General features: G+C 69.0%; 20 protein-coding genes. 7 read left to right on the forward strand and 13 right to left on the reverse strand.

All coding sequences use genetic code 11. The features are described from left to right. Positions 1 to 51 precede the first annotated feature (51 nt). Positions 52 to 1,083: a type I glyceraldehyde-3-phosphate dehydrogenase gene (gene gap / locus F0415_RS05105; RefSeq protein ID WP_149860123.1), complete on the reverse strand. Its 1,032-nt coding sequence runs from the start codon at positions 1,081 to 1,083 to the stop codon at positions 52 to 54. Positions 1,084 to 1,271: 188 nt separating this feature from the next. On the opposite strand from gap, the gene F0415_RS05110 reads away from it, so the two are divergent. The 4 genes from F0415_RS05110 to F0415_RS05125 all read left to right on the forward strand — a co-directional run bounded on the left by F0415_RS05110 (position 1,272) and on the right by F0415_RS05125 (position 4,483). Beyond that, complete coding sequence (locus F0415_RS05110) at positions 1,272 to 1,880, forward strand: OmpW/AlkL family protein (protein ID WP_149860124.1); 609 nt, start codon at positions 1,272 to 1,274, stop codon at positions 1,878 to 1,880. Positions 1,881 to 1,898: 18 nt separating this feature from the next. Next, the gene (locus F0415_RS05115) at positions 1,899 to 2,774 is read left to right on the forward strand and encodes a S1/P1 nuclease (RefSeq protein ID WP_246149886.1); all 876 of its coding nucleotides are present in this window, start codon (positions 1,899 to 1,901) and stop codon (positions 2,772 to 2,774) included. Position 2,775: 1 nt separating this feature from the next. Continuing rightward, positions 2,776 to 3,534, forward strand: a complete 759-nt coding sequence (locus F0415_RS05120; RefSeq protein ID WP_188310294.1) for a sulfite exporter TauE/SafE family protein — start codon at positions 2,776 to 2,778, stop codon at positions 3,532 to 3,534. An 82-nt stretch (positions 3,535 to 3,616) separates the two neighbouring features. Then, entirely contained in the window at positions 3,617 to 4,483 is an 867-nt protein-coding gene (locus F0415_RS05125; RefSeq protein ID WP_149860127.1) for an MBL fold metallo-hydrolase, read from the forward strand. On the opposite strand, the gene F0415_RS05130 is transcribed toward F0415_RS05125, so the two are convergent. From F0415_RS05130 to F0415_RS05150, 5 genes are read right to left on the reverse strand one after another with little or no spacing between them, the layout of a single operon-like run. Next, positions 4,458 to 4,823 carry a carboxymuconolactone decarboxylase family protein gene (locus tag F0415_RS05130; RefSeq protein ID WP_149860128.1) on the reverse strand — a complete coding sequence of 122 codons (366 nt, stop codon included), beginning with the start codon at positions 4,821 to 4,823 and terminating at the stop codon, positions 4,458 to 4,460. The two genes, F0415_RS05125 and F0415_RS05130, sit on opposite strands and share 26 nt — an antisense overlap. Continuing rightward, positions 4,820 to 8,119, reverse strand: a complete 3,300-nt coding sequence (locus F0415_RS05135) for an efflux RND transporter permease subunit (RefSeq protein ID WP_149860129.1) — start codon at positions 8,117 to 8,119, stop codon at positions 4,820 to 4,822. The genes F0415_RS05130 and F0415_RS05135 overlap by 4 nt, the downstream gene beginning before the upstream one ends. Further along, complete coding sequence (locus F0415_RS05140; RefSeq protein WP_149860130.1) at positions 8,112 to 9,170, reverse strand: efflux RND transporter periplasmic adaptor subunit; 1,059 nt, start codon at positions 9,168 to 9,170, stop codon at positions 8,112 to 8,114. Before F0415_RS05140 ends, F0415_RS05135 begins: the two co-directional genes overlap by 8 nt. A gap of 11 nt (positions 9,171 to 9,181) precedes the next feature. Further along, complete coding sequence (locus F0415_RS05145) at positions 9,182 to 9,385, reverse strand: YgaP family membrane protein (protein ID WP_149860131.1); 204 nt, start codon at positions 9,383 to 9,385, stop codon at positions 9,182 to 9,184. A 29-nt stretch (positions 9,386 to 9,414) separates the two neighbouring features. Next, positions 9,415 to 10,686, reverse strand: a complete 1,272-nt coding sequence (locus F0415_RS05150; protein WP_149860132.1) for an NAD(P)/FAD-dependent oxidoreductase — start codon at positions 10,684 to 10,686, stop codon at positions 9,415 to 9,417. Between the two features lie 181 nt (positions 10,687 to 10,867). Here F0415_RS05150 and F0415_RS05155 point away from each other — a divergent pair, with 181 nt between their 5' ends. After that, positions 10,868 to 11,161: an ArsR/SmtB family transcription factor gene (locus tag F0415_RS05155; protein ID WP_149860294.1), complete on the forward strand. Its 294-nt coding sequence runs from the start codon at positions 10,868 to 10,870 to the stop codon at positions 11,159 to 11,161. 189 nt (positions 11,162 to 11,350) lie between these two features. Here F0415_RS05155 and tkt read toward each other — a convergent pair whose 3' ends face one another. The 7 genes from tkt to F0415_RS05190 all read right to left on the reverse strand — a co-directional run bounded on the left by tkt (position 11,351) and on the right by F0415_RS05190 (position 20,104). Continuing rightward, positions 11,351 to 13,363 (reverse strand): transketolase, encoded by a 2,013-nt coding sequence (tkt, locus tag F0415_RS05160; protein ID WP_149860133.1) that lies wholly within the window; start codon positions 13,361 to 13,363, stop codon positions 11,351 to 11,353. A 257-nt stretch (positions 13,364 to 13,620) separates the two neighbouring features. Then, entirely contained in the window at positions 13,621 to 14,889 is a 1,269-nt protein-coding gene (locus F0415_RS05165; protein WP_149860134.1) for a dicarboxylate/amino acid:cation symporter, read from the reverse strand. Between the two features lie 217 nt (positions 14,890 to 15,106). Next, complete coding sequence (locus tag F0415_RS05170; protein ID WP_246149888.1) at positions 15,107 to 17,275, reverse strand: type IV pilus secretin PilQ; 2,169 nt, start codon at positions 17,273 to 17,275, stop codon at positions 15,107 to 15,109. Positions 17,276 to 17,290: 15 nt separating this feature from the next. Next, positions 17,291 to 17,803 (reverse strand): pilus assembly protein PilP, encoded by a 513-nt coding sequence (locus F0415_RS05175; RefSeq protein WP_149860135.1) that lies wholly within the window; start codon positions 17,801 to 17,803, stop codon positions 17,291 to 17,293. 11 nt (positions 17,804 to 17,814) lie between these two features. Further along, positions 17,815 to 18,438, reverse strand: a complete 624-nt coding sequence (locus F0415_RS05180; RefSeq protein ID WP_149860136.1) for a type IV pilus inner membrane component PilO — start codon at positions 18,436 to 18,438, stop codon at positions 17,815 to 17,817. Then, positions 18,435 to 19,046 carry a PilN domain-containing protein gene (locus F0415_RS05185; protein ID WP_149860137.1) on the reverse strand — a complete coding sequence of 204 codons (612 nt, stop codon included), beginning with the start codon at positions 19,044 to 19,046 and terminating at the stop codon, positions 18,435 to 18,437. The genes F0415_RS05180 and F0415_RS05185 overlap by 4 nt, the downstream gene beginning before the upstream one ends. After that, the gene (locus F0415_RS05190; RefSeq protein WP_149860138.1) at positions 19,046 to 20,104 is read right to left on the reverse strand and encodes a pilus assembly protein PilM; all 1,059 of its coding nucleotides are present in this window, start codon (positions 20,102 to 20,104) and stop codon (positions 19,046 to 19,048) included. Before F0415_RS05190 ends, F0415_RS05185 begins: the two co-directional genes overlap by 1 nt. Before the next feature lie 238 nt (positions 20,105 to 20,342). Between F0415_RS05190 and F0415_RS05195 the strand changes: the two genes are divergently transcribed. Then, positions 20,343 to 22,781, forward strand: a complete 2,439-nt coding sequence (locus F0415_RS05195) for a penicillin-binding protein 1A (protein WP_149860139.1) — start codon at positions 20,343 to 20,345, stop codon at positions 22,779 to 22,781. Beyond that, the gene (locus tag F0415_RS05200; protein WP_149860140.1) at positions 22,756 to 23,358 is read left to right on the forward strand and encodes a hypothetical protein; all 603 of its coding nucleotides are present in this window, start codon (positions 22,756 to 22,758) and stop codon (positions 23,356 to 23,358) included. The genes F0415_RS05195 and F0415_RS05200 overlap by 26 nt, the downstream gene beginning before the upstream one ends. Positions 23,359 to 23,749 lie beyond the last annotated feature (391 nt).

Raw genomic sequence — 23,749 nt, forward strand, 5'->3', positions numbered from 1 at the left:
AAACCCCGGCACGAGGCCGGGGTCTTTCCGGTTCGGGCAAGCGGCGAGGGCTTACCTGGCCGCCATCAGGGCGATGGTGGTGTCGAGCATGCGGTTGGAGAAGCCCCACTCGTTGTCGTACCAGGAGCAGACCTTCACCAGCGTTCCGCCCATCACCTGGGTGAGCGTGGCGTCGTAGACCGAGCTGTGCGGGTCGTGGTTGAAGTCCACCGATACCAGCGGCCGGGTGTTGTAGCCCAGGATGCCCTTGAGCTCGCCCTCGCTGGCGGCCTTCACCACCGCGTCGATCTCGTCCTTGCTGGTCGGACGGGCGGCCACGAAGCTCAGGTCCACCACCGAGACGTTGATGGTCGGCACGCGCATCGAGAAGCCGGTGAGCTTGCCGTTGAGTTCCGGCAGTACCAGGCCGACCGCGGCGGCGGCACCGGTCTTGGTCGGAATCTGGCTCTGGGTGGCGGAACGGGCACGGCGCAGGTCCTTGTGGAAGACGTCGGTCAGCACCTGGTCATTGGTGTAGGCGTGGATGGTGGTCATCAGGCCGTGCACCATGCCGATCTTCTCGTGCAGCACCTTGGCCAGCGGCGCCAGGCAGTTGGTGGTGCAGGAGGCGTTGGAAATGACGGTGTCCGAGGCCTTCAGGGTGTGGTGGTTGACGCCGAACACGACGGTGTTGTCCACATCCTTGTCGCCCGGGGCCGAGATGATCACCTTCTTCGCGCCAGCCGACAGGTGGGCCGAGGCCTTGGCCTTGGACGTGAACAGGCCGGTGCACTCCAGCACCACGTCCACGCCCAGCTCGCCCCAGGGCAGCCTGGCCGGGTCGCGCTCGGCGCAGACCTTGATGCGGTCGCCCTGATTCTGGCCGGGCATGCTCACGATCAGGTCGCCGCCGTCCACCGACACCGTACCCGGGAACCTACCGTGGGCGGTGTCGTACTGGGTTAGGTGGGCGTTGGTTTCGGCATCGCCCAGGTCGTTGACGGCCACCACCTGGATCTCGTGGGTGCGCCGGGACTCGTACAGCGCGCGGAGGATGTTGCGGCCGATGCGGCCGTAGCCATTGATCGCGACCTTGATGGGCATGACGTCTCCTGGGCCGGCGTCGGGCCGGAATGGGTGGGAAAGCCCGGCATTTTATCAAGCCCGGCCAGCCGGCCCAAACCGGCGTCCGGACGCTGCGTTTGACCTGGCTCAAGCGATGACCTGGCTCAACACCGGCGACCGGCGACGGCGGGAAACTGGCGACAGTGCAATAACCACGGAGTCATCCCATGCGCGCCTGTCTGCTGTTCGCCCCGATCGCCCTGGCCCTGGCCGCCCCGGCCCAGGCCATGGAAGCCGGCACCTGGACCTTCGGCCTCGGCGCCCATGGCGTCGTCCCGGCTTCCGACAACGGCCGCCTGGCCGGCGGCGCCCTCGCTGCCGACGTCGGTGACGACTGGCGGCCGACCGTCACCGCCGAGTACTTCTTCCGCGACAACTGGGGCATCGAGGTTCTGGCCGCCCTGCCCTTCGAGCACCAGATCGAACTCAACGGGGCGCGGGCCGGCTCGGCCAGGCACCTGCCGCCGACCATGTCCCTGCAGTACCACTTCGCCGGCGCGAGGGTTTCGCCTTTTGTGGGGCTGGGGCTGAACTACACCCGCTTCCTCGACGAGGACACCACCGGGCCGCTGGCCGGCGCCCGGCTGGACCTGGACGCGTCCTGGGGCCTGGCCGCGCATGCCGGTCTGGATTTTGCCGTCGGTCGGGGCAAGTGGCTGCGCGTGGACGCCCGCTGGATCGACATCGACACCGAGGTGAAGGTGGACGGTGCCGACGTCGGCACCGTGAAGATCGATCCGCTGGTCTACGGCGCCGCCTTCGTCTGGGCGTTCTGAGCGGAGATAGCGCAGTTCATGGTCGCTGACGTACAGTCCGCGGCCATGAACCGCCGCCACGATCCGCCGGCCCGGCCCGGCCGCCTTTTCCCACTGCTGCTGGCCCTCGCGCTGGCCGCCCCCGCTGCCCAGGCCTGGAGCCGCCAGGGCCACGAGCTGGTCGCCGAGCTGGCCGAAGCCGACCTGAGCCCGGCCGCCCGTGACGCGGTTCGCGACCTCCTGTCGGACGAGCCGGTACCGACGCTCGCCGCGATCGCCGCCTGGGCCGACGACATCCGCGCCGAGGGCGGTGCGCTGGGCGAGGCCAGCAAGCACTGGCATTACGTCAATATCCCGGGCAGCGCTTGCGACTACGTGCCGGCCCGCGACTGCCCCGACGGCGATTGCATCATCGGCGCCATCGCCCGCCAGCGCGCCATCCTGGCCGATGCCGGGCAGCCGAGGCGGGCGCGGACCGACGCCCTGAAGTTCCTCGTGCACCTGGTCGGTGACGCGCACCAGCCGATGCACGCCGGCTACCCGCACGACCGCGGCGGCAACGACTACCAGATCCAGTACCGCGGCAAGGGCGCGCCCGAGGGCGAGGGCACCAACCTGCACCGCGTCTGGGACTACTGGCTGCTGCGCAGCGCCAACCTCGATACGCCGACCTACGCCGCCCGGCTGCGCCGGCTCGCGCTTCCCGAGGCGCCGACCCCGGACCCAGAACACCCGGCCCGTGACTGGGCACTGGAGTCCTGCCGCCTGATCCATGCCGAGGGCCTGTACCCGAGCGACCATGACATCGGCGACGACTATCTGGACCGCCACCGGCCGCTGGCAGAACGACGGATCCGCCTGGCAGGCGCGCGCCTGGCCGCACTGCTCAACGAGGTCCTCGACCCGGCACGCTGAGATGGCAAGCCCGGACCATGCCGCCTGGCTTCTGGCGGGCCTGTTTTTCCTGATCGCCACGCTGTATTCCTCGGTCGGCCACGCCGGCGCCAGCGGCTACCTGGCGGCGATGGCCCTGCTGGGCCTGGCGCCGGAACAGATGCGGCCGACCGCCCTGGCCCTGAACCTGCTGGTCGGCGGTATCGGCCTGCTGCGCTTCCACCGTGCCGGTCTGGTGCCCTGGCGCCGCTTGCCGCCGTTCGTGCTGGCTTCGGCGCCGGCCACCTACCTCGCGGCGCGGACCCCGGTGCCCCAGGAGACCTATGCGCTGGTCGTGGGTGCGCTGCTGCTCGTGGCCGCCTTGCTGCTGTTGCGCAGCGCGCTCCGGCAGCACGGGACGGGCGACGAGCGGCCGCCGCGACAGGTGCGTTGGACGTACGCGCTGCCGGTCGGGGCCGCGATCGGAACCCTGTCCGGCCTGACCGGCACCGGCGGGGCGATCTTCCTGACTCCGCTGCTGCTGTTCGCGCGCTGGGCGCCGATCCGCGAAGCGGCCGGCCTGTCGGTGGCCTTCGTCTGGGTCAACTCGGTCCTGGGCATGGCCGGCGTCTGGCAGGCCACCGGGGCCTTGCCGACGGCATTGCCCTTGTGGCTGGCGGCGGTGGCGCTGGGCGGCATGCTGGGCAGCTGGCTGGGCGTTCACCGTCTGCCGCCGAGGGGGCTGCGCATCGCCCTGTCCCTGGTCCTGATGATCGCGTCCGGCAAGCTCCTGCTCGCCTGATCGGCGCATCGCCTGCCGACGGGGCCGGCGGCAGACGACAGACAGGCATAATCCGGACGGAACGGCTGCCGGGAGACAGGCGATGAGCGGAGCGCGCGTCCTGCCGCATTACCATCCGGATACGGGCACCTGGTCCTACGTCGTGGCCGATCCGGCCAGCGGCCGGGCCGCCCTGGTGGATCCGGTGCTGGACTTCGACCTGGCCTCCGGCCGCACCGGCACGCGCTCGGCACAGGCGCTGCTGGACGCGGTCGCCGACGGCGGCTGGCAGGTGGACTGGATCCTGGAAACGCACGCCCACGCCGATCACCTCAGCGCCGGCCACTGGCTGAAACGGCGACTGCCCGGCGCCCGCCTGGCCATCGGCGAGGGCATACGCCAGGTGCAGAAGACGTTCCGCACGATCTACAACCTCGGCGAACACTTCCCGGTGGACGGTTCCCAGTTCGACCAGCTGTTCGGCGACGACGAGGCCTTCATGCTGGGTGGCCTCCCCGGCCGGGTGATTCCGGTGCCGGGGCATACCGGCGACAGTGTCGCCTACCTGATCGGCGATGCCCTGTTCACCGGCGACTCGCTGTTCATGCCCGACGGCGGCACCGCCCGCTGCGACTTTCCAGGCGGCAGCGCCGCATTGCTGTACCGGTCCATCCGGCGCCTGTACCGGTTGCCGGACGAGACCCGCGTCTTCGTCTGCCACGACTACTGCCCTGGCGGGCGCGAGCCGCGCTGCGAAACCACGATCGGCGAGCAGAAGCGCGGCAACGTCCACGTCCGCGAGGGCACCACCGAGGCCGAATTCGTCGCCCTGCGCGAGGCCCGCGACGCCAGCCTGGTCATGCCCAGACTGCTTCTGCCGGCCATCCAGGTGAACATCCGCGCCGGCGCCCTGCCCGAGCCCGAGGACAACGGCGTGCGTTACCTCAAGTTGCCGGTGGACCGGTTCTAGCGGCCACCAGTTCGTCGAACGCGCGCAGGGTTTCGGCAGCGTAGATCATCGAAGGCCCGGCGCCCATGTAGATGGCCATGGCCACCGTCTCCAGCAGTTCCTCCCGGCTTGCCCCGGCGCGGATTGCCGCCTTCACGTGGAAACCGACGCAACCGTCGCAGCGGGTGGCGATGGCGATGCCGATGGCCAGAAGTTCCTTGATCTTGAGGTCCAGGACGCCGGGCGCCAGCGCTTCGCGCGCCAGGCTGCCGAAGGCCTTCATCGGCCCGGGCGCGCCCGCCCGCAGTTTGCTGATAGCGGCGTTGAGGTCGTCGATCAGGTCGGGATAGGACTGGCTCATGGGAGTTCCTTCCCGGCGCTGGCCCGGGTGCCCAACTGCTGGCGGGCCCGGCGGGCGATGTGGTTGGCGTCCATGGCGCCGGCCTCCTTGCGCCTGGCACGGCGGCTGAGCAGGGCGAAGTACAGCAGCGGGATCACCACCAGGGTCAGCAGCGTGGATACCAGGATGCCGGACACCAGCGATATCGCCAGGCCATTGAAGATCGGGTCGTCGAGGATGAAGAAGGCGCCGGCCATGGCCGCCAGCCCGGTGAGGGCGATCGGCTGGGCGCGCACGGCGCAGGCCTCGATCACCGCGTCGGCCAGGGCCTGGCCGCCGGCAACGGCATGGTTGATGAAGTCCACCAGCAGGATGGAGTTTCGGACGATGATGCCGGCCAGGGCGATCATGCCGATCATGCTGGTGGCGGTGAACTGGGCACCCAACAGGGCGTGCCCGGGCATCACGCCGATGACCGTCAGCGGGATCGGCGCCATGATCACCAGCGGCACCAGGTAATCGCGGAACTGCGCCACCACCAGCAGGTAGATCAGCAGCAGGCCGACCGAGTAGGCCAGGCCCATGTCGCGGAAGGTCTCGTAGGTGATCTGCCACTCGCCGTCCCACTTGATGGCGAACTTCGACACCTGCTCCGGCGCCGACAGGAAGCGCTGCTCGACGGCGATGCCGCCGAGCGGCCCGGTCGCGAGCTGGCCGACCAGGTCGAACATGCCGTACAGCGGGCTGTCGAGGGCACCGGCCTCGTCGCCGGTCACGTACACCACCGGCAGCAGATCCTTGTGGTGGATCACCGGTTCCCAATCCACGCGCCGCACCTCGACCAGCTCCGACAGCGGCACCAGCCGGCCGTCGCCGGCGCGGACGCGCAGGGCCAGCAGTTGCTCCAGGCTGGCCTGGTCGCCCGCCGGCAGGCGTAGCCGCACCGGCACCGGGTACTTGGAGGCGCCGTCGCGCAGCCAGGTGACATCGCGGCCCTCCACGCCCAACTGCAGGGCCTGGGCCACCGCCGCCTGGCTCACTCCGAGGCGCGCGGCACGGTCGCGGTCGATCAACACCAGGTCGCGTCCGGCACCGGCCGCCTCGACGCTGGAATCCACGTCCACGATGCCCTCGGTGGCCTGGAAGCGGGCCTGCAGCTCCCGCGCCAGCTCGCGGGCGCGGGCCTGGTCGGGACCATAGATCTCGGCCACCAGCGGCGCCATCACCGGCGGCCCGGGCGGCACCTCGACCACCTTGACCGAGGCGCCGTAGCGCGCGCCGATCTCCGCCAGGGTCGGGCGGATGGTGCGGGCGATGTCATGGCTCTTGCGCTTGCGCGCGGCCTTGTCCAGCAGATTCACCTGCAGGTCACCGACGTTGGCGCCGCTGCGCAGGTAGTACTGCCGCACCAGGCCATTGAAGTTCACCGGTGCCGATGTGCCGGCGTAGCCCTGCATGTCCCTGACCTCGGGGAGGCCCGAGACCGCCGCCGCCATTTCCTGCAGCAGCGCGTTGGTGCGTTCCAGCGGCGTGCCCTCGGGCAGGTCCACCACCACCTGGAACTCGGACTTGTTGTCGAAGGGCAGCATCTTCAGCACCACCAGCTGCAGCACGGTCAGGCCGGCCGCCAACACCATCGCGCCCAGCACGCCGAGATAAAGCCAGCGGCGCCGGCGTGGGCCATGCACGCTGTGCAGGAACGGTCGCAACAGCCGCTCGAACACCGCGCGCAGCTTGCCTGCCAGCCCCTCGCCGTGGCTGTGCCCATCCTGTTCCACCCCCTCGGCCAGCTTGCGCGACAACAGCCGGTAGGACAGCCAGGGGGTCACCGTCAGCGCCACCATCAGGCTGAGCAGCATGCCCACCGAGGCATTGATCGGGATCGGCCGCATGTACGGACCCATCAGCCCGGATACGAAGGCCATCGGCAGCAGCGCGGCGATGACGGTGAACGTGGCCAGGATGGTCGGGCTGCCGACCTCGTCCACTGCCGCGGGAATGGCCTGCAACAGGCGCTTGCCGCCCATGCGCATGTGCCGGTGGATGTTCTCCACCACGACGATGGCGTCGTCCACCAGGATGCCGATCGAGAAGATCAGAGCGAACAGCGACACCCGGTTCAGGGTGAAGCCCATGGCCCAGGATGCGAACAGGGTGATGGCCAGGGTCAGCACCACCGCCGAGCCGACCACGAAGGCCTCGCGCCATCCCAGCGCGAACAGGACCAACAGCACCACCGACAGGGTGGCGAACACCAGCTTCTGGATCAGGGTCATCGCCTTGTCGCTGGCGGTGGCGCCGTAGTCGCGAGTGACCAAGGCATGCACGCCTTCGGGAATATGGGTGGCGCGCAGATCGTCCAGCCGGCCGACAATCGCGTCGGTGATGTCGGAGGCATTGGCGCCCGGCTTCTTGGCAACGGCGATGGTCACTGCCGGATACGTCCGGCCATCCGGGGTGGCATGCCAGGCGTAATGGCTGGGCAGATCGGCGCCAGGCCGGATTTCCGCCACGTCGGAAAGGTACAGCGGCCGGCCCTCGGCCAGGCCGATCACCAGCTCGGCGACCTGCTGGGCATCGGCCAGGTAGGTTCCCGCGGTCAGCGGCCGCACCCCTTCGCCGGTGACGCGTTCGCCGGCCTGGGTGACCACGTTGGCGGCGGCCAGGGCAGCGGCCAGGTCGTCTGCGGTCATGCCGTAGCTGGCCAGGCGGGTGGCGTCCAGCTCGACCACCACGGCCCGCTGCGGCGCGCCGATGGTGTAGACGTCGCGAGTGCCGGGCACGCGCTTGAGTTCCGCTTCGAGGGTATGCGCGACTTCTGCCAGCTCGATGCCGCCGCGGGCGGGATCGGCGGTCCACAGTGTCACCGACATCACCGGCACGTCGTCGATGCCCATGGGCCGCACCAGCGGTTGGCCGACGCCCAGGCCGGGCGGCGCCCAGTCGGCGTTGGAGTACACCTGGTTGTACAGACTCACCAGCGCATCCTGGCGCGGCACTCCGACGGCAAACTCGACGGTGATCAGGGCCAGGCCAGGCCGGCTGACCGAGTAGACGTGCTTGACCCCCTCGATTTCCGACAGCAGCTGCTCCAGTGGCCAGCTGACCAGGTTCTCGACATCCTCGGCCGGCGCGCCAGCGAACGGCACGATGACATTGGCCATGGTGACGTCGATCTGCGGCTCTTCCTCGCGTGGCGTGATCAGGGTTGCCGCCAGGCCCAACAACAGGCCGGCGATGGCCAGGATCGGGGTCAGCGGATTGGCCTGGAAGGCGCGGGCCAGGCGCCCCGACAGACCCAGGCGCGGCTCAGCCATCGCCGCGCTCCGCGCTCAGGTGTGCCAGCGCCGCCAGCGGATCGGCGGCGATGCGCTCGCCCTCGGCCAGGCCGGCCAGCACCTCCACCCGATCTTCGATTCGGCGGCCGAGGCGCACCTGGCGCAGGCTCACCCGATTGTCGGTGCCGACGACGTAGACGGCCGTCACCTCGCTGCGCCTGACCAGCGCAGAGACCGGCACCATCAGCCGCGCCTGCTCGCCCAGTTTGAAGGCGGTCTTGACCGTCATGCCCGGCTGAAGGCCGGTCTCGGCCTCGGGCAGCTCGACCCGGACCCGGAAGCTGTGGGTACGCGGGTCCGCGTAGGGAAAGACGACCACCCGTTCGGCCTGCAGCCGCCGGCCGCCGGGCAGCAGGACCGCGGCCTGCAGGTGCTCGCGGATGGCGTTGACGTCGGACTGGGGCACTTCCACGTTCACCCGCAACCGGTTCAGGGACAGGCCCGACACCAGCGGCTGGCCGGGTCGCACCGCCTCGCCGACTTCGACGTGGCGCTCGGTCAGGATTCCCGAATAGGGCGCACGGATGACGGTGTAATCCACCTGTTCGCCGGCTTCGCTCAGGCCGGCGCGGGCGGACTCGAGGGCGGCACGGGCAGCATCGCGGCGGGCGCGGGCCTGGTCGAGCGCGGCGCGGGCCAGCAGCTGTTTCTCCACCAGCTCTTCGGTGCGGCGGAAGGCGGCTTCCGCCTCGGTGTAGTCGGCCTGGGCGGCATTGAGGGCGGCTGCGGCCCGCCGCTGGGCCGAGAGCTGTTCGACGTCGGTGAAGCGCACGACCACCTGGCCGGCCTCCACGTAGTCGTTGACGTCGAAGGGCAGCTCAACGACCCGCCCGGCGGTCTGCGCCGAAAGCGTCGCCTGGTTGACCGCCTCGACCACGCCATCCCAATGCCGCTCGCGCACCGATGTTTCGGCGCCGACGACCAGCGTCTCGAACTGCACCGGCGGCCGTTCTGACGGGGCCGGTGCAGGCTCGGCGCATGCAGACAGCAGGGCCATCGCCAGCAGGGCCGGCAGCGGGAACGCACGCATCGCCGTCCCGCTTACTTGAAGGCGCAGCCGGACTTGATGCCCAGCTTGCCCAGCAACATCGCCGCCGGGCAGAAGCCGGTGAACGATGCCTGCAGGAGGTTCAGGCCGACGAAGGTGGTCAGCAGCAGCCACCAGGGCGAAACGAAGTAGGTGAGCGCCACGCTCACGAGGATCATCACGCCGGCGAAGGCCATGACGGCACGGTCCAGATTCATTTCTGCACTCCTTCTGGTCTTTGATCGGATCATTTCAGCCGCTCGATGCCGAGCGCCTTGAGCACGTACTTCTCGTAGACAGGCTCGCTGTTGCCCGAACGCATTTTGGCCAGGAAGTACTTCTCGAAAGCCCTCTTGGCCACGCGAACCCACTTGCCTTCCCTGGTCCAGGTGAGGTTGCGCGGCGGGTTCTGCGGCAGGGCGACGAAGGCCATGCCGGTATCGCCGAGATCGGCCAGGCAGATCGCGTTCCATGTCGCCACCGCTTCGGCGGGCTGGCGGGCCAGCTCGTCGGCAATGTTGTGGGCGATGGCGGTGACCATGGATTCGATCATGAAGCCGGTCTTGGGCGCCCCGGCCGGCACCGGCGTCGGTTCGACCGGCGGAATCGCCACGCAAACGCCGGCCGCGAACACGTTGCGATGGGCCGGATTGCGCTGATGCCGGTCCACCTGGACGAAGCCGCGCGGATTGCACAGGGACTTTGCCGCGCTTACCGCATCCACGCCGGTGAAGGCCGGCAGCACCATGGCGTAGCGGAAATCCAGAGCATGACCGGCTTCGGGCTTTCCGTGCCTGTCCAGCTCCTCGACCTGCATCCTGCCCGGTTCCACCGAGACGATGCGGGCATTGGCGATGGCGCGGATGTGACGTTTGCGGAATTCCGCTTCCATCAGCCCGCGCGAGTCGCCGACTCCGCCCAGACCCATGTGGCCCAGGTAGGGCTCGGGGCTGACGTAGGTGATCGGCACGCGATCGCGCAGCTTGCGCTTGCGCAGGTCGGCGTCGAGGATCATCGCGAACTCGTAGGCAGGGCCGAAGCAGGAAGCGCCAGGCGCGGCACCGACCACGATCGGGCCGGGATCCTCCAGGAAGGCCTGATAGGCCAGCCAGGCCTTCTGCGCATGCGCGGTGGTGCAGATGGACTGGGTGTGGCCGGCTTCCGGACCCAGGCCCGGCACCTCGTCGAAGGCCAGACGTGGGCCGGTGGCGATGACCAGGTAGTCGTAGTCCATGCGCCGGCCGTCGCGCAGCAGCACCTGGTTCGCGTCCGGCAGCACTTCGGCGGCGCCCGCCGGCTCGAAGGCGATGCCGCGCCGCTCCAGGTAGTCGCGCGCCGGCAACTGGATGTCCTCGGGCTTGCGCCAGCCCACCGCCACCCAGGGATTGGAGGGCGTGAAGCTGAACCGCTCGCCCTCGCCGATCACGCTGATCGCGTGTTCACGGCCCAGCCGGTCGCGCAGTTCGTAGGCGGCGCTCATGCCGCCGAGTCCGGCGCCGAGGATGACGATCCTGGCCATTGCTGTCTCCGCCTCCGGGCGGGCCGCCCGGGTTGCCATTTATATTAGTAGTTGCTTATTTAGATTTCAAGCATGAAAATACGCCTCCCGACAGGAGCCCCGCATGACCAGGATCAAGTCCGGTGCCCGGAATGGCCGCATCGCCGCCCCCGCCCGCCCCGCGCCGGGCCTGGCCCTGCAAATGCAGGCCCAGGCCGAGGCCGCTGCCGAGCTGCTCAAGGCCATGGCCAATCCGCAGCGCCTGCGGGTGCTGTGCCTGCTGATCGAGGGGGAGATGTCGGTGGGCGAGCTGAACGCGCTGGTGCCCTTGAGCCAGTCGGCACTGTCACAGCATCTGGCGGTGCTGCGGGAGAAGCGTCTGGTGAAGACCCGGCGCGAGGCGCAGACGGTCTACTACTCGGTCGCCGACGGCACGGTGCACGATCTCATCAAGACCCTGCACCGCAACTTCTGCGCGACCGGCCCGGACGACTGACGCGGCGGGCGAGATCCTCTCCGGAAGGGAAGCAATGGCGTACCTGACGCGGATTCGCGCGGATGGGCGCGGATCCTTTCCGGTTCGCGGGTCGCGGTTTCGGTCGTTTGGGGCTTGCCATCGCCTGTCGTGCCGCCGCCAAGGTGACCTTGGGGCCTGGCAGCCGGCGCCGCAAACCGCAGGCGTTTGTCAGGCTCGCAGCGACCTCGCCGCCGCGACGACCGCCTCGACGGTGATGCCGAAGTGCCGGAACAACTGGTCCGCCGGCGCCGATGCACCGAACCGGTCGAGGCCGACGACGGCACCGTCGAGACCGACGAACTGGCGCCAGTAACCGCTGACCCCGGCCTCCACCGCCACCCGCTTCCGGCACCAGGAAGGCAACACCCCCTCGCGCCACTCCAGCGGCTGCCGTGCGAACACCTCGGCGCTGGGCATGGATACCACCCGCGCGGCGATACCGTCGCCGGCGAGGCGGCGCATGGCCTCCATGGCCAGCTCCACCTCGGAGCCGGTGGCGATGATGATCAGGTCGAAGCGACCTTCCGGCGGATCCGACAGCACGTAACCGCCCCGGGCGATGTCGCCGAGCTGTTGTTCCATGCGCGGCTGATGCGCCAGGTTCTGCCGGCTGAACACCAGACAGGTCGGTCCCTCGCGGCGCTGCAGCGCCGCCTGCCAGGCCACGGCGGACTCGACCGCATCGCAGGGACGCCAAACGTCGTTGTTCGGGATGTAACGAAGGGACGCCAGATGTTCCACCGGCTGATGGGTGGGGCCGTCCTCGCCCAGGCCGATCGAGTCGTGGGTGAACACGTGGATGCTGCGGGTCGGAATCAGGGCCGACATGCGCAGCGCATTGCGGGAGTAATCCGAAAACACCAGGAAGGTGGCGTCGTAGGGAATGAAGCCGCCGTGCAGGGCGATGCCGTTGCCGATGGCGGTCATGCCGAACTCGCGCACCCCGTAGTGGATGTAGTTGGCGGCCGGGTCGTCGCCGGTGACCGGCTTGCTGCCCTTCCATACCGTGAGGTTGGAATGGGCCAGGTCGGCCGAGCCGCCGATCAGTTCCGGCAGGTGCGGGCCGTAGGCCTCCAGGGCCATCTGCGAGGCCTTGCGGGACGCCACCACCGGCCCCTCCTGCTGCAGCCTCGCGGCAAAGGCGCGGGCCACGTCGTCGAATCCCTCCGGCAGGTCCCCGCGGATCCGGCGCAGCAGCTCGGCAGCCGGTTCCGGATACAGGCGGGCATACTCTGCCAGGCGGTTCTTCCACTGCTCTTCGCGCACCAGACCGGCGTTGCCGGCACGCCATCCGTCGTAGATGGCCTGCGGAATCTCGAAGGGGGCATGCGGCCAACCCAGATGCGCGCGGGCAGCGGCCACCTCGTCCTTGCCCAGGGGCGCGCCGTGGGTGGATTCCTTGCCCTGCTTGTTGGGTGCGCCGTAGCCGATGGTCGTGCGGCAACAGATCAGGGTCGGGCGTTCGCCTTCGGCCTGGGCGGTGCGAATGGCCTGGGCGATCTCCTCCGGGTCGTGGCCATCCACCTTGCGGATGACCTGCCAGCCGTAGGCTTCGAAGCGGGCGGCGGTGTCGTCGGTGAACCAGCCGGCGGTGTCGCCGTCGATGGAGATGCGGTTGTCGTCCCAGAAACAGATCAGCTTGCCCAGACCCCAGGTGCCGGCCAGTGAGGCTGCCTCGTGCGAGACGCCCTCCATCAGGCAGCCGTCGCCCAGGAATACCCAGGTGTAGTGATCGATGATGTCGAACTCGGGCCGGTTGAAACGCCGCGCCAGCAGCTTCTCCGCCAGCGCCATGCCGACGGCGTTGGCGAAACCCTGGCCGAGCGGACCGGTCGTGGTTTCCACGCCCGGGGTATGGCCGAACTCCGGATGGCCGGCGGTGCGGCTGCCCAGCTGGCGGAAGCGGCGCAGTTCGTCCATTGGCAGCTCGTAGCCGCTCAGGTGCAACAGCGCATAGAGCAGCATCGAGCCGTGGCCGTTGGACAGGACGAAGCGGTCGCGGTTGAACCAGGCCGGGTTGTTCGGGTTGTGGCTCAGGAAGTCGTTCCAGAGCACCTCGGCGATGTCGGCCATGCCCATGGGCATGCCCGGGTGGCCGGATTTGGCGGTCTCCACGGCATCCATGGCCAGGACGCGGATGGCATTGGCGAGTTCGCGACGGGTCGGGCGGGCGGCGTTCATGAGGGGCGGCTACGGTTCCGGGAGTCGCCCACGGCATCGGCGGGCGGCGCATTTTCCCCTACCCGGCCGGCGCTTGTCGCGGTTGCGCGGGCCGAGAGAGGGTGTTAGCCCGCGGCAGAGCCCGTATCGGCTCTCGCCATGTCCCGGACCGCCGGCAGGAGCGAAGCCCCGGCGCCGGCAGGCCAGACGGCCAGGCCCAGTCCGGGCGCTGCCGGATCCCTTCCCCGTCGCCCGGCAGCGGTCCTGGCCGCCGATCCTCAGGCGGACTCTTCGGCGGCCTGTTCGGGCTCGTAACGGGCGATGACCACCGAGCCGACCATGTCGCCACCGACGTTGACGACGGTGCGGCACATGTCCAGCAGCCGGTCCACGCCCAGGATCAGGCCGATACCCTCGGGCGGGATGCCGAACATGGCCAGGATCATGGCGATCACCGGCAAGGAGCCGCCCGGCACGCCGGCAGCCCCGATTCCGCCCATGAGACACAGAACCAGCACCAGGGCCTGCTGGAACAGGCTCAGCTCGACACCGAAGAACTGTGCCAGGAACAAGACCGTCACGCCCTCGAACAGGGCGGTGCCGTTCATGTTGGCGGTGGCACCCAGGGTGCAGACGAAGCGGGCGACCCGACGCGGCACGCCCAGTGCCTCCTCGGCCACCTTCAGGGTGGTGGGCAGTGTGGCGCTTGACGACGAGGTGGAGAAAGCCGTCAGCAAGGCCGGCTGGGCGCCGCGGAAGAAGGCCAGCGGCGACATGCCGCCGAACAGCCGCAGCAGTAGCGGGAACACGACGAAGAAGTGGACGGACAGGGCCAGCAGCACCGTACCCACGAACCAGGCCAACTGCCGCAGCACGTCGAAACCCAGTTTGGCGGTGATGCCGAACAGCAGGGCGGCCACCGCCCAGGGGGCCAGCTCGATCACCCAGCCGATCAGCTTCAGGCAGATGTCGTACACGCCCTGCATGGCGCCGACGAAGCTGCGCGTACCCTCGCTTCGCACCACGGTGGCGGCGATGCCGAACATCAGGGCGAAGAACATGATCGCGATCAGGTCGCCGTTGGCGGCCGCCGCCACCGGATTGCGCGGCACGATGTTCAGCAGTACCGCCAGGCCCGACACCTGTTCACGGCCGGCGGCGATCTGGCCGGCGCGGTCACCGGACTGCTCGATGAGCTCGCGACCCAGCTCCGGCGGGATGCCGTGGCCGGGTTTGAGCAGGTTCACCAGCACCAGACCGATGGTGACGGCAACCAGGGTCACGGCGAGGATCCAGACCAGGGTGCGGCCGCCGATCCTGCCGAGGGAACGCGGGTTGCCGATTTCGACCACGCCCAGCACCAGGGCCGAGAACACCAGCGGAATCACCAGCATGAACAACAGGCGCAGGAACAGCTGGCCCACCGGGTCGGCGACATAGGTGGTCAGCACGTCCAGCCAGCCGGCGTCGGCGAACCAGAGGTTCGCTGCCAGGCCGAGCACGGTGCCGGCCACGAAACCAACCAGCATGCGGGAATGCAGGGACATGGCTGCCATCGGAACGGTTCTCCCCTCACGAACGCAGCGAGCTTACACGAGCCGGTCGGCCGCGGTCGCCGGTCAGGTAGAACGGTGGCGGCACTTGTCGCGGAGACGGGCCTGAAGGGGGGTCAGGGCCCGATCCGGGGTCGGCTCAGGATCCGGAAAAGTGACAGGGCCGCATTCGCGGCCCTGTCGGCAGGAGGTTTGCGCAGGCAGGCTTGCCTCAGCCGCGATGGGCCACCTGCAACACCCGCGGGGTCACGAAGATCAGCAGCTCCGCCTTCTCGGCCTCGCGACTCTTGTTGCGGAACAGGTTGCCCAGCACCGGGACATCGCCCAGCCAGGGCACCTTGCGCAGGTCCTCGCGGTTCTTGAACTCGTAGACGCCGCCGACCACCACGGTCTGGCCGTTGTCCACCAGCACCGCGGTGCTGACCTCGCGCTTGGCGATCTGCGGCACGAAGCCGCCGGCCGGGTTGGCGATCAGCTCGCTGACCTCGTCCTTCTTCACCATCAGGTTCAGGTAGACGCGGCCGTCCTGGGTGATGGTCGGGGTGACCTTGAGCTCGAGCAGCACTTCCTTGAACTCGACCTCGGCTGTGACCACACCGCCGGCGGCCTGAGCCGGCTGGATGGTCAGGTAGCCGACCTCGTCGCCCTGGCGGATGACCGCCTCGCGCTGGTTGGCGGTGATCACGCGCGGGTTGGACACGACCTCACCGCGTCCCTCTTCCTCGAGTGCAGACAGCTCGAGGTCCAGGGCGATGTCGCTGCGCAGGATGCTCAGGTTCAGCACGCCGGCCGGAGTAGTGGCCGGAAGGTCCACCAGGAAACCGGAGTCGCTGGTGCTCTCCCCGGCGGCGGCGGCGGCTGGCAGGGTGCCGACCCGGTCCTGGATACCGAACATGGCACCCAGCTCGCGGGCGAACACCTCGGTGGCGATCACGATCCGGGCCTCGATCAGCACCTGGTCCACCGGACGGTCCAGGGTGGCCAGCAAGGTGCGGATCTCGTCGATCTTGCGCGGGATGTCGATGATCAGCAGGGTGTTGGTGCGGGTGTCGGCGGTGACGCTGCCACGCGGCGAGAGGAAGCCGCGGGTGATCTGGCCACCCGTGCTCGAGCCGCCGCCACCGCCGGAGTTCTTCGCGCCCTCGGTCAGCAGCTCGGCGATCTCCTGGGCATTGCCGTAGTTGATCGGGATGTACTCGGTGACCAGCGGCTCGCGATCCTCGAGTGCGATGCGGGCGTCCGCCAAGGCCTTCTCGAAATCGGCGATTTCCTTCTGTGGCGCCACCCAGATCACGTTGCCCTCGCGGCGCTTGTCCAACTGCTTGGCACGCAGGACGATATCCATCGCCTGGTCCCAGGGAACGTTGATCAGGCGCAGGGTAACGTTGCCCTGCACGGTGTCGGCGGCCACCACGTTCAGGCCGGACTCCTCGGCGATCAATTGCAGCACCGTGCGCACCGGCACGTCCTGGAAGTTGAAGGTCACCGGGCGGCCGCGATAGGTCCTGGCCTCGGCCTCGCCGGCCACCGCGCCGGCAGCCCGGCCCGGGGCGCCGGCGATCATCGGGGCGGCGCCGCGCTTGGGCGCGATCTCGATCACGTACTCGTTGCCGGTCTGATAAGCCATGGATTCGAAAGCGCCATTGGTGTTGATCACCAGACGGGTCGATCCGGCGTTGGCACGGGGCTCGAGACTGGTCACCGGGGTGGCGAAATCGGTCACGTCCAGGTGCCGGCGCAGGGACTCGGGAATGCTGGCATTGGGCACGTCCACGACCACGCGGGAGCCCTCGTTGCGCATGTCGGCCGTGGCGCCATCGCCACTGAAACGCAGGATGACCCGGCCCGAGCCGTTCTCTCCGCGGCGGAAGTCGATGTTGGCCACTTCCAGGTCAGATGCGACCTTCTTGGTCGGATCGGAGCCGCTGGCCATGGCGTTGGCGGCGCTGGTCTGGGCCACGCCGGCGTCCACTGTCAGCACCAGCAGGTTGCCGGCGCTGCGGGCCGTGTAACCGGCCGGGCGGAACAGGTCCACCACCACCCGGGTACGGCCGCCGGATTCCACCGCCGACACCGCCGAAGCGGCCCCGCTGCCTATCACCACCCGGCGCTGGGCCAGGGCGTTGGTCGTGTCCGGAAGGTCCACGGCGATGCGCGGAGGCGTGTCGGTCGTAAAGGCCTGTACGTCACCCACCGGTTCGGCGAACTCCAGGGTGATGTCGACCTTCCCGCCGGCCGCCTGCGCATAGCGCACGTCCTTGAGGACATTGGCCGCCAGTGCCGGCAGCGACATCGTCATGCCGACGGCCAGCGCCGCCATGGCGAGCCAGCCAATTCGCTTGGCGCCCATCCCCTCGCCGATCTGCTTGTTCGCGGTCATCGTGCATTCCCCCAATCAATTGTCTTCAAGGGCGATCCTGGCCGGGCGCTCCAGCCAGCCACCGGCCCCGTCAGGTACCAGTTCGACGAGTTCGATGCGGTCCTCGTGAACCGCGGTGATGCGACCATTGCTCAGACCCATGTAGTTGCCCACCCGGACCCGGTGCGTGACCCTGTCCGGCCCCATGACCAGACCGACGACCCCGTCGCCGGAACCGATCGTGCCCACCATGTCCAGGCTGTCGAGCGGAAAGGCCTCCAGCACTTCCTTGCGCCGGTTCGGGTCGGGCCGCAGGGCATTGCTGGCGGCGCTGTCCGGACGCGGCTGCGAGAACGGATCACGCAGGTCCTGCGCGGCGTATTCGAAGGTCTCGAACTGCTTCATCACCGGCAGCGGGTCCAGCGGCGGCGCCGGCCGGGCCTTGACTTCCGCCACCCAGGCCTCCAGGTCCCGGCTTCCCCGGGTGCAGCCGCCGAGAGCGACGGCCACCACCGCCACCACCAGGCCGGTCACCAACCTTCTGCTCATCCTTGCCTCGCTCACTGCGCGCCTCCCGAGGCCGCGGCCTCTTCTTCCGCATCGAGGTAGCGGTAGGTCTTGACGGTACCCTCGAGAACCAGCGTCGCGTCGCCCTGGCCACGCGGCTTCAGCGAGATGTCGTGCATGGTCATGATCACCACGCGCGGCAGGGAAGCCACGCCGCTGACGAAGGCGCCAAACTGGTGGTAGGTGCCGACCATGCGCAGCGCGATCGGCTTCTCAGCATAGAAGTCGCGCTGGACCTCCGCGCCGGGCTGGAACAGCTCGTTGGTGATGCCCGCCGCCAGCGCCGTCTGGGAAATGTCGACGATCAGGTCGGGCATCTCGTTCTTGCTGGGCAGCTGGCGCAGCATCTGCTGCAGCATCACTTCCATCTGCGCCAGCTGCTGCTTGAGCGGCTCGAGATTGGCGGCCCGGCCCTGCTTGCCCTGGAATTCCTCGCGCAGCTTCTGTTCGGTGGCTTCCTCGTTGGCAAGGACGTCACGCTTCTCGGTGACGAAGAACCACCAGGTGAAGGCGATGATGACGGCGGCCAGGATCACGCAGGCGGCCATCTTCACCTGCATCGGCCAGGCGCCGGAGTTGTTGAAGTCGAGGTTTCGCAGATCGACCTTCTTGCTCACTGGACACCTCCCGCAGCCGTGGCCTGGGCCGGCGCGGCGCCGCCTGCGGCGCCTTCCCCTTCCTCTTTCGGCGTCTGCAACCTGACCTTCAGCGAGAACATGTTGGGCAGGCCGCGGTCGTCACCCTTGGCCTCGATGATGGTGAGGTCGGGATCGGCCATCCAGCCGGACTCCTCGAGGTTGCGCATGTAGGAGCTGACCCGGGCGTTGGACTGGGCCTGGCCTTCAAGCGTTAGCTGCTGGCCCGACTGCTTGATCGAATTCAGCCGGACGCCCTCGGGAATGGTGCGGACCAGCTGGTCGAACAGGTGCACCATCTGCGAGCGGCTTGCCTGCAGCTCCTCGATGACCTGCTTGCGGGCAAGCAGGTTGGCCTTCTTCTTGTCCAGCTCCTCTATCTCCCTGATCTGCTGGTCCACCAGCACGATCTGGTCGCGGAGGTACTGGTTGCGCAGGAGCTGGCCCTCGATCTGGCCGTTGTAGTACATGACGATCAGGAAGCTCACCAGTACGCCGACGCCGGCCGCCAGGCCCAGCATGGCGTAGAACTCCTGCTGCCGCTGCTTGCGCCGTTCGGCGCGCCAGGGGAGTAGATTGATTCTGGCCATCAGTCGAAGCTCCTCAGGGCCAGGCCGCAGGCGATCATCAGGGCGGGGGCATCCTGGGCCAGGGCATGGGCCTGGACGCGACCACCCAGCTGCATGTTGGCGAGCGGGTTGGCGATCACGGTGGGCACGCCTAGCTGCTCTTCCACCAGGCTGGCGATACCGGCGATGGAGGCGCAGCCGCCGGCCAGCACCACCTGGTCCACGCGGTTGAAGTCGCTGCCCGCGTAGAAGAACTGCAGCAAGCGGCTGACCTGCTGGACCAGGGCTTCCTTGAACGGCTCGAGCACCTCGACCTCGTAGCTCTCCGGCAGGCCACCCTGACGCTTGGCCAGGCCGGCTTCCTCGTAGCTGAGGCCGTAGCGGCGCATGACCTCGTCGGTCAGCTGCTTGCCGCCGAACACCTGCTCGCGCGTGTAGATGCTGCGCTGGTCACGCAATACGTTGAGCGTGGTCATGGTGGCGCCGATGTCCACCAGGGCCACGATCGCGTCCCTGGGCACCGACAGCTGGTCGGCGACCAGCCTGAAGGCGTTCTCCATCGCGAAGGCTTCGACGTCCACGACCTTGGCGGTCAGCCCGCCGAGCTCGAGTGCCGACTGGCGCAGCTCGACATTCTCGGTGCGCGAGGCGGCCAGCAGCACCTGGACCATTTCCGGGTTGTTCGGCACCGGGCCGAGCACCTCGAAGTCCAGGCTGACCTCCTCGATCGGGAACGGGATGTAGTTGGAGGCCTCCAGCTGGACCTGGTCCTCCATGTCGTCCTCGTCCAGGTCGCCCTGCATCGGGATGACCTTGGTGATCACCGAGGAACCGGACACGGCGGCGGCCGCGTGCCTGGCCCGGGTGCCGGAGCGGGCGACGGCCCGCTTGATGGCCTCGCCCACCGCCTCGACCTCGACGATGTTCTTCTCGACGACGGCGTTGGGGGGCAGCGGTTCGACGGCGTAATGCTCGACCTTGTAGCGGCCGCCGGACTCGCTGAGCTGAAGAAGCTTGACGGCCGTGGAGCTGATGTCCAGGCCGACGAGCGGTACCTTGGCGTTTCCGAAAAGACCCACGGTTTCTCCCCTTCCGACGGGCGCTTACACACGAATGGTGCGCCGTTACATTAAATAACGAATTTTTGCCGAATGGCAATGCCTCGGGCCATCGCCCCGTCACCCTTCGGCGTTCCGCCCCCCGCGTACCCCCCAAAGTACGCAATCCGGCCCCCCTTCCGGCCGTGCCCCGGCCCGGGCCCTTCGGCCGTTCTATACTCCCTGCCCCATGTCGGTGTAAACCACGGAGAGGCCCTGGATGGCCCGTTTCCTACGCCTGCTGAAGCGGGCGCTGATCGTCCTCGCCAGCCTTGGAGTGCTGGGCCTGCTGGCCATCGGGGTGCTCTACTGGCTGATCTCGCCCCGCCTGCCGGACGTGCAGGAACTGCGCAACGTCGAGCTGCAGGTTCCCCTGAGCATCTATACCCGCGACGGCAAGCTGATCGCACTGATCGGCGAGACGCGGCGTTCTCCGGTCCGGATCGAGGAGGTGCCCTTGCGGGTCCGCCAGGCCTTCATCGCCATCGAGGACGCCCGCTTCTACGACCATCCGGGCGTCGACTGGCGCGGCATCACCAGGGCCGTCTGGCTGCTGGCCACCACCGACGACCGCCGGGTGCCGGGCGGCAGCACCATCACCCAGCAGGTGGCCAGGCAGTTCTACCTGAGCTCGGAATACTCCTACACCCGCAAGCTCACCGAAATCTTCCTGGCACTGAAGATGGAACGCGAGCTGAGCAAGGACGAAATCCTCGAGCTCTACCTCAACAAGAGCTTCTTCGGCAATCGCGCCTACGGCATCGCCGCCGCCGCCGAGTACTACTACGGCAAGTCCCTGGACGAACTGAGCCTGGCCGAGGCCGCCACCCTGGCGTCCATCCCGAAGTTCCCCTCCAGCGGCAACCCGATCGTCAACCCGGAGCGCGCCCTGGTACGGCGCAATTACGTGCTGCAGCGGATGCGCGAGGAGGGAATGATCACCGAGGCCGAGGAGCAGGCGGCCCGCGCCGAGCCCGTGAATGCCTCGCCGCACGAGCCCGAGCCCGAAGTCGAGGCGCCCTACGTGGCCGAGATGGTCCGCGTCGAAATGGAGCAGCGCTACGGCGCCGAGGCCACCACCAGCGGCCTGAGGGTCTACACCACCCTGCTGGCCGACCACCAGGCGGCGGCGACCCGGGCCGTGCAGCAAGGCCTGGTGGAATATGACCGTCGGCACGCCTGGCGAGGCCCGGAGGCACAGCTGTCCCTGGCCGAGGACGAGCCCGTCGAGGCGCTGCGCCGGCGCCTGCGCGACCATCCTTCCCGGGGCGGTCTGGCCGCCGGCCTGGTGCTGGGCGAGGCCGGCGGCCGAACCCGCGTCATGCTGGTCACGGGCAGCACCATCGAACTGGAACCGGCGGCCCTGCGCTGGGCCGGCCGACAGGTGCCGCTGAAGCGTGGCGATGTCATCCGGTTGCAGGTGGACCCGGAGTCGGGAAAGCCGCGCCTGGCGCAGATCCCGGAAGCCCAGGCCGCCCTCGTATCCATGCAGCCGGAGGACGGCGCCATCCGCGCCCTGGTCGGCGGCTTCAGCTACGGCCTGAACAAGTTCAATCGCGCCACCCAGGCGCAGCGCCTGCCGGGATCCAGCTTCAAGCCTTTCGTGTACGCCGCGGCCTTCGAACGCGGCTTCTCGCCGGCCAGCATCGTCCTGGACGCGCCGGTGGTGTTCCGCGACCGCGCCGGCAACGTCTGGCGGCCGCAGAACGATGCCGGCAACTTCGCCGGCCCCATGCGCCTGCGCGAAGCCATGGTGCAGTCGCGCAACCTGGTGTCGGTGCGGCTGCTGGACGCTATCGGCGTGGACTTCGCCAGCCGCTACATCACCCGGTTCGGTTTCAGCCAGGAAAGCCTGCCGCCGAACCTGTCCATGTCACTGGGCACCTCGTCGCTGACTCCCTTGTCCATCGCCCGCGGCTACACCGTGTTCAGCAACGGCGGCTACCTGGTCGAACCCTGGTTCATCGAGAAGGTGGTGGACCGGCGCGGTACCGTGGTCTTCCAGGCCGATCCTGTCCGGGTCTGTCGGGGCTGCCAGGGCAGGCAGCCCGAATCCGGGGGCGAGCGTTCCACCCTGGTGGACGGGTTCGACTTCAGCGACACCGGGCCGGCGGCACGCCCGGACGGACAGGCGGAATCGGCACCGGCCGGAGACGGCCCGGTCAGGCTGGCGCCGCGCGCGATCGACGAACGCACCGCCTGGCTGGTCCGCTCCCTGCTGCTGGACGTGGTCAACCGCGGCACCGGTGTCCAGGCCAGGGCGCTGGGGCGGCCCGACGTCGGCGGGAAGACCGGCTCCACCAACGAACACCGCGACGCCTGGTTCTCCGGGTTCGGCGGCGATCTGGTCACCACCGTCTGGGTGGGCCGGGACGATTTTTCCACCTTGGGTCGGGGCGAATACGGCGGTCGTGCCGCCCTGCCGATCTGGATCGACTACATGCGGGCGGCGCTCGAGGGCGTTCCGCCCCACGAGCCGCCGCCACCGCCGGGCGTGGTCAGCGCCTGGGTGGACGCGGTTTCGGGCCGTCTGGTGCCGGAGGGCACGCCGGGGGCGGTGCGCGATTGGTTCAAGCGCGAGGACTACGAGCGCATCGCGACCAGCGGCTTCGATCTGGAGCCGGTGCTCAGTGATGAAGAGGCCTTCGACATCTTCTGAGCGCCTGCGCATGCAGGTGGCGCGGGAAGCCGCCCGCCTGCTGGCCCAGGGCGCGCCCGACGCCGCCACCGCCCGCCGCCGCGCCGCCGCACGCCTGGGGGCGCACGTTCCGGCCGAGCTACCTGACGGCGAGGAGATCCGCCTGGCCTTGGCCGAGTACCGGGCGCTGTTCGGCGGTGGCCTGGAACCCGCCGAGCTGCGCCGTCGCCGCGTCGCGGCCCTGGAAGCCATGACGGCGCTGGCCGCTTTCGATCCGCGCCTGACCGGCCCGGTGCTGGACGGCAGCGCCGGCGACCACGATCCGGTGCTCCTGCATCTGCACACCGACGAACCCGAAGCCGTCGCCCGCCATTTCATGGACCGGCACATTCCGGTCCAACCCGGCCGCGCCCGCGCTTTGCTGCCGGGCCGCCGTCCGCAAGACTTGCCCTGCTGGCGGCTCGAGGCTGGCGGCATCCCATTCGAGCTATGGGTCCTCCCTCTGCATGCCGCCCGCCAGGGCCCCAGCGACCCTCTCGACGGCAAGCCCCTGCTGCGTGCCGGCACCGCCGCTGTCGCCCGCCTGGTTGCCGGCTGAGCCACGCACGGGCAACCAAGCCAGGTCGGCTCCCCGTGGTTCGCCAGCACCTGTCGTGGCGAGATCGTGGTGCCTGCGCTGCGAGCGAGATTCTTGGTGTCGGCGGAGGGCAGGAGGCCCGGAGCGGGCCGGCGTTCGCCGCCACGGATGGCGCTTGGCGAAACCGCCGGCCGGCGCCTCCCCCTTCATGACTTGGCGGCGCACCCGCCAAGCCCCATTGGCCGCCAGGCCACGCCCTTACGAGCGCCGGCGACCCCAGGGAAGGCCAAGACTGCGACCCGCGAACCTGGAAAGATCCGCGTCCATCCGCGTCGAAAAAGAAGCCCACCCGCAAGGCAGGTCCGGAAACGGGAACGCCCCGCACAAGGCGGGGCGTTCCGGGATACCGCCA

It is taken from the genome of Arenimonas fontis, assembly GCF_008386465.1.
Classification (GTDB): domain Bacteria; phylum Pseudomonadota; class Gammaproteobacteria; order Xanthomonadales; family Xanthomonadaceae; genus Arenimonas; species Arenimonas fontis.

Coding starts and splice junctions, on each gene's coding strand:
- gap (WP_149860123.1), bottom strand. CDS start 1,083: ATGCCCATCAAGGTCGCGATCAATGGCTACGGCCGCATCGGCCGCAAC.
- F0415_RS05110 (WP_149860124.1), top strand. CDS start 1,272: ATGCGCGCCTGTCTGCTGTTCGCCCCGATCGCCCTGGCCCTGGCCGCC.
- F0415_RS05115 (WP_246149886.1), top strand. CDS start 1,899: ATGGTCGCTGACGTACAGTCCGCGGCCATGAACCGCCGCCACGATCCG.
- F0415_RS05120 (WP_188310294.1), top strand. CDS start 2,776: ATGGCAAGCCCGGACCATGCCGCCTGGCTTCTGGCGGGCCTGTTTTTC.
- F0415_RS05125 (WP_149860127.1), top strand. CDS start 3,617: ATGAGCGGAGCGCGCGTCCTGCCGCATTACCATCCGGATACGGGCACC.
- F0415_RS05130 (WP_149860128.1), bottom strand. CDS start 4,823: ATGAGCCAGTCCTATCCCGACCTGATCGACGACCTCAACGCCGCTATC.
- F0415_RS05135 (WP_149860129.1), bottom strand. CDS start 8,119: ATGGCTGAGCCGCGCCTGGGTCTGTCGGGGCGCCTGGCCCGCGCCTTC.
- F0415_RS05140 (WP_149860130.1), bottom strand. CDS start 9,170: ATGCGTGCGTTCCCGCTGCCGGCCCTGCTGGCGATGGCCCTGCTGTCT.
- F0415_RS05145 (WP_149860131.1), bottom strand. CDS start 9,385: ATGAATCTGGACCGTGCCGTCATGGCCTTCGCCGGCGTGATGATCCTC.
- F0415_RS05150 (WP_149860132.1), bottom strand. CDS start 10,686: ATGGCCAGGATCGTCATCCTCGGCGCCGGACTCGGCGGCATGAGCGCC.
- F0415_RS05155 (WP_149860294.1), top strand. CDS start 10,868: ATGCAGGCCCAGGCCGAGGCCGCTGCCGAGCTGCTCAAGGCCATGGCC.
- tkt (WP_149860133.1), bottom strand. CDS start 13,363: ATGAACGCCGCCCGCCCGACCCGTCGCGAACTCGCCAATGCCATCCGC.
- F0415_RS05165 (WP_149860134.1), bottom strand. CDS start 14,889: ATGTCCCTGCATTCCCGCATGCTGGTTGGTTTCGTGGCCGGCACCGTG.
- F0415_RS05170 (WP_246149888.1), bottom strand. CDS start 17,275: ATGACCGCGAACAAGCAGATCGGCGAGGGGATGGGCGCCAAGCGAATT.
- F0415_RS05175 (WP_149860135.1), bottom strand. CDS start 17,803: ATGAGCAGAAGGTTGGTGACCGGCCTGGTGGTGGCGGTGGTGGCCGTC.
- F0415_RS05185 (WP_149860137.1), bottom strand. CDS start 19,046: ATGGCCAGAATCAATCTACTCCCCTGGCGCGCCGAACGGCGCAAGCAG.
- F0415_RS05195 (WP_149860139.1), top strand. CDS start 20,343: ATGGCCCGTTTCCTACGCCTGCTGAAGCGGGCGCTGATCGTCCTCGCC.
- F0415_RS05200 (WP_149860140.1), top strand. CDS start 22,756: ATGAAGAGGCCTTCGACATCTTCTGAGCGCCTGCGCATGCAGGTGGCG.